The organism is Devosia sp., assembly GCF_036563435.1.
In the GTDB taxonomy this organism is placed as follows: domain Bacteria; phylum Pseudomonadota; class Alphaproteobacteria; order Rhizobiales; family Devosiaceae; genus Devosia.
This window is the reverse complement of sequence record NZ_DATCMJ010000014.1, coordinates 271,151-284,568: the sequence shown is the minus strand read 5'-3', so window position 1 is coordinate 284,568 and position 13,418 is coordinate 271,151. Positions and strand designations below refer to the sequence as shown.

Genomic DNA, 13,418 nt, shown 5'->3' with positions numbered 1-13,418 from the left:
CATGCCCAAAGCGGAGGAGACCAGCCATGGCCAAGGGCCAGATGCGCAGCAACAAGGAAGCCAAGAAGCCGAAAAAGGACAAGGTCGAGGCGGCCAAGAATGTGACGGGGCTCGGCTCCGGCAGTGCCGGCAATTCGGCAAAGAAGTAGATCAAGCGGCCGGTGCAAACCGGCCGTTTTGCTTTGTCAGGCCGCGCCGCTAAGGATGCCGCTGGTCTTGATGCCGTCAAAGACAAACTGCACCGCCAGCGCCGCCAACAGGATGCCGATGATGCGCGACACGACGGCAAGGCCGGTCACCCCCAGGAGGCGCTGGATGGGAATGGCGACAAGAAGCGTCAGCCAGGCCAGGAACAGGATCACCACGATCGCCGCCAGGACCGCCCAGAATTCCAGATCGGTTTTGGTGCCGGTGGTCAGAAGGATCACGGCGCTGATAGCGCCGGGCCCGGCAAGCAGCGGCATCGCCAGGGGAAAGACCGCGATATCCTCGCGCTGACGGGCTTCCACCTCTTCCTCGTCGGTCGTCCCGGTGCCGCCCGAATGGCGGGCAAAGACCATGTCGATGGCGATCAGGAACAGCAGAAGGCCGCCCGCGGTGCGCAGGGCCGGGATGGTGATGCCGAAGAGGTCGAGAATCGGATTGCCCAGGACGCCGAACAGCAGGAGGATCAAGACAGCGATGATGACGCCACGCGTCGCGAAGGCAAAGCGCTCCTGGGCCGTGTTGCGCTTGGTGAGTGCGGCAAAGATGAAGGCGATGTCTGCAACGCCCACGGTGGCGAAGAGCGTGGCAAAGGCGACAAGAAAGGTGGTCGTGGGCATGACGCTGGTTCCGGCTGGTGGCGCTAGTGCTAGCCCGATTGCACGGCTTTGCCCAGAAGAGGTTTAGGCGGCCTCAGACCATCCGGGCGCCTGCCGCAAGGGCGGCGAGGGTGAGGAGGGCGGCGGTGTCGAGCCAGACGCGGCTCCGCGTCAGCCAGCCGGGCTTCGGCCGGGTGCTGGGCAGGAAGCGCAGGAGCCAGACGGCTCCGTAGAGCACCCAGAGGATGAAGAAGCCAACCATCGCCACGTCGGCAAAGTTGGAATTGTTGAAGCCGACCATGATGCGCGTGAGGCCGGCGCCAAGGAGGATGAACAGGAGGTAGAGGCCAGTTACGACCACCGAGTTGCGCCAGAAGCGCAGGGTCAGCCGATCATCGACCGGCGCCGTGCGGCGCAAGCGGCGGAACAGGAACCAGCCGCAGAAGGCAAGGATCGCCGCCAGCAAAAGCCACATCAGCGGCGGCGCTTCTCGATGGCATCCCAGATCATGACGGCAATGTCGGGTCCGCCGAAGCGCTTGATCTCGCGGATGCCGGTGGGGGAGGTGACGTTGATTTCGGTGAGGTAATCGCCGATGACGTCGATGCCCACAAAGATCATGCCGCGGTCCTTGAGTGCGGGGGCAATGGTGGCGCAGATCTCCCGGTCGCGCTCGGTGAGCTCGATGAATTCGGGGCGCCCACCGACATGCATGTTGGAGCGCGCCTCGCCGTCAGCTGGAATGCGGTTGAGCCCGGCCACCGGTTCGCCATCAATGATGATGATGCGCTTGTCGCCCTTGCGGACGTCCGGCAGGTATTTCTGGATCATGAAGGGTTCGCGATAGTTCTGCTCGAAGAGTTCGAGCAACGAGGCGAGGTTGTGGTCACCTTCCTGGATAAAGAAGACGCCGGCGCCGCCATTGCCATAGAGCGGCTTGACGATGATGTTGCCGTGCTCGCGGCGGAAATCGCGGATCATGTCCCGGTCACGGGTGACCAGCGTCGGCGGCATCAGCTCGGGGAAATCGGTGACGAGGATCTTTTCAGGCGCGTTGCGGACGGCGGCGGGCGGATTGACCACCAGCGTCTTGGGATGGATGCGCTCGAGCAGGTGCGTGAGCGTGATATAGTTCATGTCGAAGGGCGGATCCTGGCGCATCAGCACCACGTCCTGGGTGGAAAGGTCCACCCGCTGCGCCTCGCCTAGGGTAAAGTGCTCGCCCTTGGGTTGATCCAAAACGGTGATTGGCTGGGCCAGCGCCGAAACGATGTCGCCCTGCAGAGCCAGGGTGTCGGGCGTAAAATGGAGCAGCTCGTGGCCGCGGGCCTGCGCTTCGAGCATCATGGCGAAGGTGGAATCGCCGCGCGGATTGATGGTGGCGACATGGTCCATCTGGACCGCTACTTTGAGCTTCATAGTGGTTCTCAACTGGCATCGAAGGCGTTGGAGATGTGGCGCGGCCATCGCCCGCGTGCAAGGAAAATCACGTCGAAGCGGAGATTGCTCGCGGCCTTGGCGGGATGGCGAGCCAGCCAGTATCGCGCTACCTGGATGATGCGGCGCTGATTAACCGCGTTCAAGGTCTCGGCTTCGCTGGCCGCCTTGCTGCGAGCCTTGACCTCGACGAAGACGGTGGTGCCGAAGCGCTCGAGGATGAGGTCGATCTCGCCCACGGGCGTCTTGTAGCGCCTTGCGACGACCCGGTAGAGCTGAAGGCGCAGGAACCATTCGGCCAGCCGCTCGCCGCGATGGCCGTCGCGATAGGCGGCAATGCGGGCGCTACTTTTCGCTCTTGAGCCGGAGCGCGGCATCGTAGACCTCCTTGCGCTTGAGCCCGAACTGCTCGGTGACCTCGTCGACGGCGGCGCGCAAAGGCTGTTCGGCCATGGCCAAGGCCAGCGCCGCCTCCCACTCGCCGGCGTCCGGCGTTGCCGCTTCCGTGGCACCGGCAACGACGATGACCGCCTCGCCCTTTGTCTCGGCTTCGGCAAATTCCTGCGCGAGTGTCTGAAGCGTTCCGCGATGAATGCGTTCGAAGCGTTTGGTCAGTTCCAGCGCCACGGCGGCCTGCCGGTCGGGCCAGAGTTCGGCCATGGCGGCAAGAGTGTCGTCGAGGCGGCGGGGCGATTCGTAGAAGACCAGCGTTTCACGTGAATCGCCCAGCGCCTTGAGCGCGGTGGCGCGGGCACCGGCCTTGGCAGGCAGGAAGCCGTGAAAGGCAAAGCTGTCGGTGGGTAAGCCTGCCACCACCAGCGCCGACAGGAGTGCCGAGGCGCCGGGAATAGGGAAGACTGGTTGCCCGGCTTCGGTCAGGGCGCGGATCAGAGGGAAGCCGGGGTCGGAGAGGAGCGGGGTGCCGGCGTCGGAGATCAGGGCGATGGCCTGACCGGCGGCGACGCGGCTGACGATGTCGTCGGCCTTGGCGCGCTCGTTGTGTTCGTGAAGGGCAATGCGGCGGCCCTTGATGCCATAGTGGTCGAGCAGCCGGGCCGACATTCTTGTGTCTTCACAAAGGATTACCGAGGCGGCGGCGAGGGTCTCGAGGGCGCGGATAGTGATGTCGCGGAGGTTGCCGATGGGGGTGGCGACGACGTAGAGGCCCGGTGCGAGGGGCGGAGCGGTAAAGCTTTGCCCGGCAATGAAATAGCCGGCATTGGTGTCGTCCATATGCGCACCTCCAGACAGTGATTTGCTAGCACATGGAGCGGCACATGTTAGCAGCGTGCTAGCAGGCCCTAGGCTGCCAGATCGGCGACGACGGCGTCGAGCACCGGGAAGCCCTTCTCGGTCACGCGCAAATTGCCGTTGGGCAGGGTTTCCACAAAGCCATAGCCTTTGAGCGCCTCGATCTGGCGCGGGGAAATCTTGCGGCCCGAAATGGAGGTGAAGCGCGCCGGGGAAATGCCTTCCTTGAGGCGGAGGCCCATGACCAGGAACTCGTCGCCCTGTTCTTCCCAGGTGAGGACGTCGTCCTCGACCATGCCATGGCCCTGCGCCTTGACCTTTTTCTGCCAGTCGAACGGCATCTTCTCGGCGGCGGTGGCGTGGCGCTGGTTGTTGATCATCAACCTTCCATGGGCGCCCGGGCCGATACCGGCATATTCGCCATAGCGCCAGTAGAGCATGTTGTGGCGCGATTCCTGGCCGGGACGGGCATGGTTGGAAATCTCGTAGGCGGGCATGCCGGCCGAAGCGGTCAGTTCCTGCGTCAGCTCGTAAAAGTCAGCCGCCAGATCCTCGTTGGGCATCTGGAGCTTGCCGGCCTGATGGAGGTCGAAGTAGCGCGTGCCCTGCTCGATGGTGAGCTGGTAGAGGGAGATATGGCCCTGGGCAAGCCACAGGCCTTCCTTGAGCTCGTCTTCCCAGTCTTCCAGCGTCTGCCTGGGACGCGCATAGATGAGGTCGAAGCTCGAGCGCTCGAAGACCGACTGGGCGATGCGCACGGCGGCAATGGCTTCATCGACGCTGTGGCGTCGCCCGAGTTCGGCCAAAGGCCCTTCGCGCAGCGACTGGACGCCCAGCGAAACGCGATTGACGCCGGCGGCGCGGTAGCCCTTGAAGCGGTCGACTTCGACGCTGGTCGGGTTGGCCTCGAGCGTGATCTCGGCGCGCGCGTCGATCGTCCAATGCCTGGCAATGGCGTCGATGATGCGGCCGGTCGACTGCGGGTTCATCAGCGAGGGCGTACCGCCGCCGAAAAAGATCGACTGCACGATGCGCCCCGGCGTCATCGCTGCAATGGTGGCGATCTCCTGCTCATAGGCGGCGACATAGTCGATCTCGTCGAAGGGCCCGCGATGAACATGCGAATTGAAATCGCAATAGGGGCACTTGGCCGCGCAGAAGGGCCAATGCACATAGATCCCGAACAGGTCGTTGGGTGCGGTCATCGGTTGCACCCACGGAGCAAGTTCCCCTCCCCCTTGAGGGGAGGGGTTAGGGGTGGGGGTTCAGAACCATCCACAAGATCGACAGGTGCGGAGAGGCCGGAACCCCCACCCTTGATCCCTCCCCTCAAGGGGGAGGGAGACGACTGATACATCGCAGTCCGATCAGCGCTCAATCTGCCCCTCCACGAAGAGGGCGAAGGAGCGCGCGCGGTGGCTGAGGCCCTGCTGGCCGGGGCACCAGGAATGCTTCATTTCGGGCGACATCTCGCCAAAGGTCAGGTCATAGCCATCGGGCATGAAGACGGGATCGTAGCCGTGGCCCTGGTTGCCGCGCGGCGGCCAGACCAGGGTGCCGAAGCACTGGCCGTGGTAGATCACGTCGCGGCCATCAGGATGGGCAAGGCAGAGCGTGGCGTTGAACGAGCCCCGGCGCTGCGACGGCGAGGTGGCATTGGCCGCCTGCAAGGCATCTTCCACCCGCTTCATGGCATGGTTGAAGTCGCGCGGCACGCCAGCCCAGTCAGCCGTATAGACACCCGGATCGCCGCCCAGCGCATCGACGCACAGCCCTGAATCGTCGCTGAGCGCCAGAAGGCCTGAGGCCCTGGCTGCCGCATGGGCCTTGAGGCGGGCGTTTTCGGCAAAGGTGGTGCCGGTTTCTTCCGGCTCCGGCAGGCCGAGTTCGCCCGCCGAGGTCAGCTCCAGCCCAAAGGGGGCGAAGAGCTCCTGGAATTCCTTGAGCTTGCCGGCATTGTGGGTGGCGAGCACCAGACGATCGCCGGCGCGGAGGCGGGGGATGCTCATTTGGATGTCCTCGGCTTGGCGTCGAGCGCCCGCATCACGTCGTTCCAGAGCGCACAATTTTCTGGCGACACCGGCCTTGGCGTTTCCGCCGGCTTGGGTGCCGGACCGGCGGTCAGCTTGTTGAGGAGCCAGGCGATCACGCGAGCGCCTCCTGCTGGAACAGGGTCAGTTCGCCGATGCCTTGTTCGGCCAGCGCCATGAGGGCGTTGAGCTCGTCGCGGGAGAAGGGGGCCTGTTCGGCCGTGCCCTGGATCTCGACGAACTTGCCGGAGCCGGTCATGACGAAGTTGGCGTCAGTATGGGCTTCGACGTCCTCGAGGTAATCGAGATCGAGCACGGGCGTGCCGCGATAGATGCCGCAGGAGACGGCGGCCACCGAGTCGCGCAGCGCCTGGCCCTTGGTCAGCTTGCGCTCGTCCATCCAGCGGATGGCATCGGCCAGCGCCACATAGGCGCCGGTGATCGAGGCGGTGCGGGTACCGCCATCGGCCTCAAGCACGTCGCAGTCGAGCGTGACCTGGTTTTCGCCCAGGAGCTGCAGGTCGACCACGGCACGCAGCGAACGGCCGATCAGGCGCTGGATTTCCTGGGTGCGGCCCGATTGCTTGCCGGCGGCTGCCTCGCGGCGGGTGCGCGAGCCGGTGGCGCGGGGCAGCATGCCATATTCGGCGGTAACCCAGCCCTGGCCCTTGCCGCGCAGCCAGCCGGGCAGGCTCGATTCCACGGTGGCGGTGACCAGGACCTTGGTGTTGCCGAAGGAAACGAGGCAGGAGCCCTCCGCTTTCATCGCGACGTTGCGTTCGATGATCACCGAGCGCATCTGGTTGGGCTCACGTCCGGAAGGGCGCATAAGATATCCGCAGAAAATTGCCGTTAACCGCCTCTTAACCCTCATTGGACGGGCTCACAAGCGTGGGCGGCTTGGCGGGCGGCAGCAATGCGCTTAAATGAGGTCCTAGGGTTAAAGCAGAAGATTTTATTCAAGCATGGTCAGGCCTCCCGAAGACTTCTTAAGCGTGCTCAATGCCCGCAGCCAGGACATCTTCCGCAAGATCGTCGAGCGCTATCTCGACACCGGCTCGCCCGTGGGCTCGCGCGACCTCAGCCGCATGCTGCAGTCGGGGCTGTCGCCGGCTTCGGTGCGCAATGTCATGGCCGATCTCGAGGACCTGGGGCTGATCGCGGCGCCCCACACTTCAGCGGGGCGGGCGCCGACGCAGGAAGGCTTGCGGTTCTTTGTCGATGCGATGCTCGAAGTGGGCGCCGTCAACGAGACCGAACGCTCCCAGATCGCCCAGAGCATCGAGGGACAGCATCGGGGCCAGGTGGAAGACGTCCTCACCGAGGCCAGCGCGCTCCTCAGTGGCCTCAGCCAAGGCGCCGGCGTGGTCATCGCCACCAAGAGCGACCTCGTGCTGCGCCATATCGAATTCGTGCGGCTCGACGCGTCGCGCGCCATGGCGATCCTGGTCGGGCAGGACGGGCAGGTGGAAAACCGCATCATGGAGATACCGCCGGGCCTCACCGCCTCGGCGCTGACGCAGGCGGGCAATTACCTTGCGCGGCATGTGGTGGGCCGCACCATTGCCGAAGCGCGCAAGGCGCTCAGCGAACAGCGGGCCGAGCAGCGCCAAGAGCTCGATGAACTGACGCAGAAGCTGGTCGACGCAGGCATCGCGACGCTGGCGCAGGCGTCTCCCGCCAGCCAGCCGACGGTGATCGTGCGCGGCCGCGCCAACCTTATCAATGACGCCATGGCGAGCGATGAATTGCTGCGCATGCGGCAGCTGTTCGACGAGCTCGAAAGCAAGGACGGGTTGCTTGAGCTCCTGGGCGATGCGGAAAAGGCGCAGGGCGTGCGCATCTTCATCGGCTCGGAAAACAAGCTGTTCTCGCTATCGGGCTCCTCGGTGATCCTCAGCCCCTACAAGGATGCCAATGACAAGGTGGTGGGTGTCCTGGGCGTCATCGGCCCGACACGGCTCAATTATGCGCGCATCGTGCCGGTGGTGGATTACACCGCGCATGTGATCTCGGCGATGATGGCGCGGAAGCGGTAGGGTTGCGGCTCCGTCCAGGGGATCCCAGCACCACGGCGTCATCCCCGCGCAGGCGGGGATCTCCCTTCTCCGGCGCCTCTGGGGCCAAAGGGGGATTCCCGCCTTCGCGGGAATGACGCGGTGGAGGCGCGGGAAGGACGTTGTGGGAGGCGAAAGAGCCAAAACGTCGCGACACTTGAATTGCCGCCATGTTTGGCCGATATGCGGGGCAAACCAGTTACTCTTGCGGACCTGAACAATGATGAGCGACGAAAACGCCGCCTCCGGCGAAACGCCTGAAGTCGAAAACACCGTCGAGCCCGAAGTGGACCCGGTGGAAGCGCTGCGCGCCGAGAATGCCGAGCTCAAGGATCGCGTGCTGCGCACCCATGCCGAGATGGAAAACCTGCGCAAGCGCACCGAGCGCGACGTCAACGATACGCGCTCCTATGCCATTGCCGGCTTTGCCCGCGACATGCTGAGCGCCACCGACGCCCTGAGCCGCGCCCTGATGGTGCTGCCCGCCGAGGCGCGCGAGAATGGCGACGCCACCACCAAATCGCTGATCGAGGGCATCGAGCTGGCCGAGCGCGAAATGCAGCGGCTCCTCGCCAAGCATGGCGTCAAGCCGATCGAGGCAGAGGGCCAGAAGTTCGATCCCCACCGCCACCAGGCGATGTTCGAAGTGCCCGATCCAAGCAAGCCGGAAGGCACGGTTGTGCAGGTGGTGCAGACCGGTTTTGCCATTGGCGAACGGGTGTTGCGGCCGGCCATGGTGGGTGTGGCCAAGGGTGGCCCGAGCCATGTGCCGAGTGACGAAGCGGTCGACAAGAGCGCCTAGTGGTTCCTGCCATTTGGGCGTAGCCCTCATGGCTTCTCAGCTAAAATCCGTCCACCGGACGGATTTTGCGGCAAGCCGCCGCTTCGAAGTTTCACGTGAATCCCCGCCGCGAGGCGGGGATTTTTGTTTGGATGAAGGTTTGCAGTCGACTCCCTCCCCCTCGCGGGGAGGGATCAAGGGTGGGGGTGGGTTTGACCAGAGGCATCGTGGCCCTCGCACCCCCACCCGGCTTGATGACGGACTTAGCAAAATGCTAAGTCCTATCTCGCTTCCCTCCCCGCAAGGGGGAGGGTGTCGACTGAGAGCTCGGCGTCACCCCAGGATCTCCCGGCTCATGATGCGCTCTACCCCTGCTTCCGCCATATCAGTCCAGGCCCGTTTCAGGCTGCCATTGCTGTCGATGGCGCGGGTGGCGTCTTCGATTACCGTGACGTCGTAGCCAGCGGCGGCGCCGTCGATGGCGGTCCAGGCGACGCAGAAGTCGGTGGCGAGGCCCACGACATAGAGGCGCCCGACCTCGCGTTCGTTGAGATAGCCGGCAAGGCCCGTCAGCGTCTGGCGGTCGGCTTCCTGGAAGGCGGAATAGGAATCGATCTCGCGGCGGAAGCCCTTGCGCAGCACCAGCTGGCCATGGGGGATGTCGATGTCGACAGACAGCTGGGCGCCGTGGGTGGCCCAGACGCAGTGATCGGGCCAGAGCACCTGGGTGCCATAGGCCAGTTCCACGGTATCGAAGGGCGCCTTGCCGGGATGCTGGCTGGCAAAGCTCAGGTGATCGGCGGGGTGCCAATCCTGGGTGAAGACCACATTGGTGAACCTTTTGCCCAGCTGGTTGATCAGCGGCACGATTTCGTCGCCGCCCGGGACGGCCAAGCTGCCGCCGGGGAGAAAATCGTGCTGCATGTCGACCACGACCAATAGGTCGTCAGCCCCGATCTCGATGGTCACCTTCCGTCTCCTTCCTGTTTGATCCATTCGGCGCGCATGAGGCCGCGGACCGAATTGCCGAGCCAGATTGCCTCGGCCGCTTCGAGGTCGTCCAGCGTCAGCACCTGTTCGGTGGCGCGGCCGATGCCGAGCAGTTCGGCGCGCAGCGTGCCGGGCAAGAGGCCGCTCCCGACCGGTGGCGTCAGCAGGCGGCCGTCGCGCTCGAGGAAAAGGTTGGTGATCGAGCCTTCGGTCAGCTCGCCACGCTGGTTGCGGAAGACCACCTCGTCGACGCCCCAGCGCGTATGGGCCTCGATGCGCGGCTCGTCGTAGAACGCGCGATGGGTGGTCTTGTGCAGGAGCCAGAGGCTTTCCGAATTGAGCCGCTGCGGGGCGATGGCAAAGCGGAAGACCGATGGATTGGGCGGCAGCGGTACGGCGAAAAGGGCAGGGCCGGTTTCGTCCAGTGTCAGGCGGACGCGCATGCGGGCTTCGCCGAAGGATTGTCCCGTCAGGAGCGTCCCGATGGCATCGCGGTCAAACGGGAGGCCGAAAAAGCGGGCGGAGGCTTCCAATCGCGCGAGGTGGCGCTCCAGCAGCCAATAGCCTTCGCCCTTTTGCCAGAGCATGGTTTCGATCAGCGTCACGGTGGGCGCCGGTTCGGCGAAAAATGCCATCTTGAGCAGGGCCTCGCGATATTCGTCCTCAGCGACGCTATCGGCGACGATGCCGCCGCCAATGCCGATCTCGCCCCTTCCGTCCTTGTCGATCACCGCGGTGCGGATCGCGACGTTGAGAGTCAGGTCGCCACCTGGCGCGAAATGGCCGACCGAGCCGGTATAAAGGCCGCGCGGCCCGGCTTCCACCGCATGGATGATTTCCATGGCGCGCAGCTTGGGCGCGCCGGTGATGGAGCCGCAGGGAAAAAGCTGCCGCAGGAGCCCGCCGGTCGTCACATCGGGGCGTCGCCTGGCGGTGATCCCGGAGGTCATGGTGTGGAGGGTGCGGTAGGTCTCGACGGTGAAAAGGTCGGTGACCTTGACGGTGCCGATCTCGCTGATCCGGCCCAGGTCGTTGCGCAGGAGGTCGACGATCATGAGGTTTTCGGCGCGGTTCTTTTCGTCGGCGGCAAGGGCGGCGCGACCGGCCGCATCCTCGTCCACCGTCCGCCCGCGCCGGAGGGTGCCCTTCATCGGTCGCGCCGAAAGGGTGCCGCTTTCGCTCGTGACGAAGAGTTCGGGGGAGCGGGAGAGGACCCACTGCTCGCCGGTGTTGATCAGGGCGCCATAGCGCACCGCCTGCTTGCGCACGAGCTGCCGGTAGAGAGCGACCGGATCGCCCTCGAGGCGGAAATCGGCCTTGAAGGTGAGGTTGACCTGGTAGGTGTCGCCGGCGGTGATCAGCGCCATCACGTGCTCGAAAGCCTGCCGGTAGCGATCGAGGTCCCAGCGCGGCTGGATGTCGAGGGCGGCGCCGGATTTATCGGCGGCATGTTGGGCGAGGCGCTGGTCCACCTCGGCAAGCGACAGCTGCTCCGGCGCGCGGTAGAGTCCGAGCCAGAGCAGCGGCACCGTGCCGTCAAGGAGGGGGGCCAGCCGCTCCTCGAAGGCGAAGCCGGCCTCATAGCTGAGGTAGCCGGCGGCGTGGAGACCGGCGCGGTTGGCGCGCTCCAGTTCGGCGAGACAATGGTGGAGTTCGGCCGCGGTATGGGCGCGCAGAACCGCCTCGGGCGCCTCGAACCAGAAGTTGGAGCCGTCCTTGTCGAGCGTATCGTGAAGCAGCACGGTGCCGGGGGTGAACATGGCGCTGTTCTAGGCAGATTTCCCCCGGCCGTCACGGGTGCAAAACAGCGTCGGGACCATCGCAAAACTGTCTTGTGGGCGCTTGAAGCCCCCAAGCCACCCCCCTATATAGCCAGCAAGCCCAGCAATGGGCACATTCCAGTTGCAAGGAACCCGGCCTTGCGGCCACGGAACTGCCTCGCAAGAGGGGTTCCACCACGGGTTCGCTGAAAGAGAGGCTAGAGTAATGGCTAAAGTCATCGGTATCGACCTGGGCACTACCAATTCGTGCGTCGCTGTGATGGACGGCACCAATCCCAAGGTAATCGAGAATGCGGAAGGTGCGCGCACCACGCCTTCGATGATCGCCTTTTCCAAGGACGGCGAACGCCTGGTCGGTCAGCCGGCCAAGCGCCAGGCTGTGACCAATCCCGAAAATACCCTGTTTGCGGTGAAGCGCCTGATCGGCCGCCGCTTTGACGACGCCGTGGTGGCCAAGGACAAGAACCTGGTGCCCTTCAAGATCGTCAAGGCCGACAATGGCGACGCATGGGTCGAGGCTTCCGGCGACAAGTATTCGCCGTCGCAGATCTCGGCCATGGTCCTGCAGAAGATGAAGGAAACCGCCGAATCCTACCTAGGTGAAAACGTCACCCAGGCGGTGATCACGGTTCCTGCCTATTTCAACGATTCGCAGCGCCAGGCCACGAAGGACGCAGGCAAGATTGCCGGCCTCGAAGTGCTGCGCATCATCAACGAGCCGACCGCGGCTGCGCTCGCCTATGGCCTCGACAAGAAGAACACCGGCACCATCGCGGTCTATGACCTTGGCGGCGGTACCTTCGACGTGTCGATTCTCGAAATCGGCGACGGCGTCTTCGAAGTGAAGTCCACCAATGGCGACACGTTCCTGGGTGGTGAAGACTTCGACATGCGCCTGGTCGACTACCTGGCCGACGAGTTCAAGAAGGAGCAGGGCATCGACCTGCGCAACGACAAGCTTGCCCTGCAGCGCCTCAAGGAAGCTGCGGAAAAGGCCAAGATCGAACTCTCGAGCTCGACCCAGACCGAAATCAACCTGCCCTTCATCACGGCCGATGCTTCTGGTCCCAAGCACCTGACGCTCAAGCTCTCGCGCTCCAAGCTCGAGTCGCTGGTCGATGACCTGATCCAGAAGACCATCGATCCCTGCAAGCAGGCGATGAAGGATGCTGGCGTTTCGGCTTCGCAGATCGACGAAGTGGTGCTGGTGGGCGGCATGAGCCGCATGCCCAAGGTGCAGGAAGTCGTTAAGCAGCTGTTCGGCAAGGAACCCCACAAGGGCGTCAACCCTGACGAGGTGGTGGCGCTCGGCGCTGCGATCCAGGCCGGCGTGCTGCAGGGCGACGTCAAGGACGTCTTGCTGCTCGATGTCACCCCGCTGTCGCTGGGCATCGAGACGCTGGGTGGCGTGTTCACCCGCCTGATCGACCGCAACACGACCATTCCGACCAAGAAGTCGCAGACCTTCTCGACCGCCGAGGACAACCAGAGCGCGGTGACCATCCGCGTGTTCCAGGGCGAACGCGAAATGGCGGTCAACAACAAGCTCCTGGGCAATTTCGACCTGGCCGGCATTCCGCCCGCACCGCGCGGCGTGCCGCAGATCGAAGTGACCTTCGACATCGACGCGAACGGCATCGTCAACGTGTCGGCCAAGGACAAGGGCACCGGCAAGGAGCAGCAGATCCGCATCCAGGCCTCGGGTGGTCTTTCGGACGCCGACATCGAGAAGATGGTCAAGGAAGCCGAGGCCAATGCCGAAGCCGACAAGCGCAAGCGCGAGGCCGTCGAAGCCAAGAACCAGGGCGAGTCGCTGATCCACTCGACCGAGAAGTCGCTCAAAGAATATGGCGACAAGGTTTCGGCCGAGGACAAGACGGCGATCGAAACGGCAATCACCGACCTGCGCGGCGTGATCGATGGCGAAGACGCCGAAGCGATCAAGGAAAAGACCGACGCTCTGGCGCAGGCCTCGATGAAGCTGGGCGAAGCCATGTACAAGGCCTCGCAGGCGGAAGCCGAAGCCAAGGCCAATGGTACGGGCGACGACAATGACGACGACGTGGTCGATGCCGACTTCGAAGAGGTCAAGGACGACGACGACAAGAAGTCGGCCTAAGCTTTAGGCCAGATGATTGAAGAGGCCCGGCCTTGCGCCGGGCCTTTTTGATTCTGGGGTCTTTGATCTGAGCCACGCACAGCCACGGTGCGTCAGCCCGGGGCTGAGATGAGGGCTCTGCACTTGCGGTAGTTGCGCCGAGTGAAACGTCCTCGGGTCAAGCCCGGGA

At 64.3% G+C, this 13,418-nt stretch carries 15 protein-coding genes; 4 read left to right on the top strand and 11 right to left on the bottom strand.

Going from position 1 to position 13,418, the window contains the following annotated elements; translation table 11 throughout:
• The first annotated feature begins 26 nt into the window (after positions 1–26).
• A complete protein-coding gene (locus VIL88_RS09695; RefSeq protein ID WP_331988198.1) occupies positions 27–149 on the top strand; it encodes a hypothetical protein in 123 nt (40 codons plus the stop codon).
• A 36-nt stretch (positions 150–185) separates the two neighbouring features.
• Here the strand turns inward: VIL88_RS09695 and VIL88_RS09690 are convergent, their stop codons facing one another.
• The 9 genes from VIL88_RS09690 to rph all read right to left on the bottom strand — a co-directional run bounded on the left by VIL88_RS09690 (position 186) and on the right by rph (position 6,350).
• Positions 186–824, bottom strand: a complete 639-nt coding sequence (locus tag VIL88_RS09690) for a MarC family protein (protein ID WP_331988196.1) — start codon at positions 822–824, stop codon at positions 186–188.
• Between the two features lie 73 nt (positions 825–897).
• On the bottom strand, positions 898–1,278 hold the full coding sequence (locus VIL88_RS09685; protein ID WP_331988194.1) for a hypothetical protein: 381 nt from the start codon (positions 1,276–1,278) through the stop codon (positions 898–900).
• The gene (gene gshB, locus VIL88_RS09680) at positions 1,278–2,222 is read right to left on the bottom strand and encodes a glutathione synthase (protein ID WP_331988192.1); all 945 of its coding nucleotides are present in this window, start codon (positions 2,220–2,222) and stop codon (positions 1,278–1,280) included. Before gshB ends, VIL88_RS09685 begins: the two co-directional genes overlap by 1 nt.
• Positions 2,223–2,230: 8 nt before the next feature.
• Positions 2,231–2,617 carry a YraN family protein gene (locus VIL88_RS09675; protein WP_331988190.1) on the bottom strand — a complete coding sequence of 129 codons (387 nt, stop codon included), beginning with the start codon at positions 2,615–2,617 and terminating at the stop codon, positions 2,231–2,233.
• Positions 2,586–3,473 (bottom strand): 16S rRNA (cytidine(1402)-2'-O)-methyltransferase, encoded by an 888-nt coding sequence (rsmI, locus tag VIL88_RS09670; protein WP_331988188.1) that lies wholly within the window; start codon positions 3,471–3,473, stop codon positions 2,586–2,588. Before rsmI ends, VIL88_RS09675 begins: the two co-directional genes overlap by 32 nt.
• A gap of 68 nt (positions 3,474–3,541) precedes the next feature.
• The gene (gene hemW / locus VIL88_RS09665; RefSeq protein ID WP_331988186.1) at positions 3,542–4,696 is read right to left on the bottom strand and encodes a radical SAM family heme chaperone HemW; all 1,155 of its coding nucleotides are present in this window, start codon (positions 4,694–4,696) and stop codon (positions 3,542–3,544) included.
• Between the two features lie 162 nt (positions 4,697–4,858).
• Positions 4,859–5,500, bottom strand: a complete 642-nt coding sequence (locus VIL88_RS09660) for a non-canonical purine NTP pyrophosphatase (protein WP_331988184.1) — start codon at positions 5,498–5,500, stop codon at positions 4,859–4,861.
• Entirely contained in the window at positions 5,497–5,640 is a 144-nt protein-coding gene (locus VIL88_RS09655; protein ID WP_331988182.1) for a hypothetical protein, read from the bottom strand. The genes VIL88_RS09660 and VIL88_RS09655 overlap by 4 nt, the downstream gene beginning before the upstream one ends.
• A complete protein-coding gene (rph, locus tag VIL88_RS09650) occupies positions 5,637–6,350 on the bottom strand; it encodes a ribonuclease PH (RefSeq protein ID WP_331988180.1) in 714 nt (237 codons plus the stop codon). Before rph ends, VIL88_RS09655 begins: the two co-directional genes overlap by 4 nt.
• A gap of 136 nt (positions 6,351–6,486) precedes the next feature.
• On the opposite strand from rph, the gene hrcA reads away from it, so the two are divergent.
• Both hrcA and grpE read left to right on the top strand, forming a co-directional pair.
• The gene (gene hrcA / locus VIL88_RS09645; protein WP_331988178.1) at positions 6,487–7,560 is read left to right on the top strand and encodes a heat-inducible transcriptional repressor HrcA; all 1,074 of its coding nucleotides are present in this window, start codon (positions 6,487–6,489) and stop codon (positions 7,558–7,560) included.
• Between the two features lie 238 nt (positions 7,561–7,798).
• Positions 7,799–8,380, top strand: a complete 582-nt coding sequence (gene grpE, locus VIL88_RS09640; protein ID WP_414650122.1) for a nucleotide exchange factor GrpE — start codon at positions 7,799–7,801, stop codon at positions 8,378–8,380.
• 312 nt (positions 8,381–8,692) lie between these two features.
• On the opposite strand, the gene pncA is transcribed toward grpE, so the two are convergent.
• Both pncA and pabB read right to left on the bottom strand, forming a co-directional pair.
• Positions 8,693–9,355 carry a bifunctional nicotinamidase/pyrazinamidase gene (gene pncA, locus VIL88_RS09635; protein WP_331988176.1) on the bottom strand — a complete coding sequence of 221 codons (663 nt, stop codon included), beginning with the start codon at positions 9,353–9,355 and terminating at the stop codon, positions 8,693–8,695.
• On the bottom strand, positions 9,325–11,109 hold the full coding sequence (pabB, locus tag VIL88_RS09630; protein ID WP_331988174.1) for an aminodeoxychorismate synthase component I: 1,785 nt from the start codon (positions 11,107–11,109) through the stop codon (positions 9,325–9,327). Before pabB ends, pncA begins: the two co-directional genes overlap by 31 nt.
• Positions 11,110–11,335: 226 nt before the next feature.
• On the opposite strand from pabB, the gene dnaK reads away from it, so the two are divergent.
• A complete protein-coding gene (gene dnaK / locus VIL88_RS09625; protein ID WP_331988172.1) occupies positions 11,336–13,249 on the top strand; it encodes a molecular chaperone DnaK in 1,914 nt (637 codons plus the stop codon).
• Positions 13,250–13,418 lie beyond the last annotated feature (169 nt).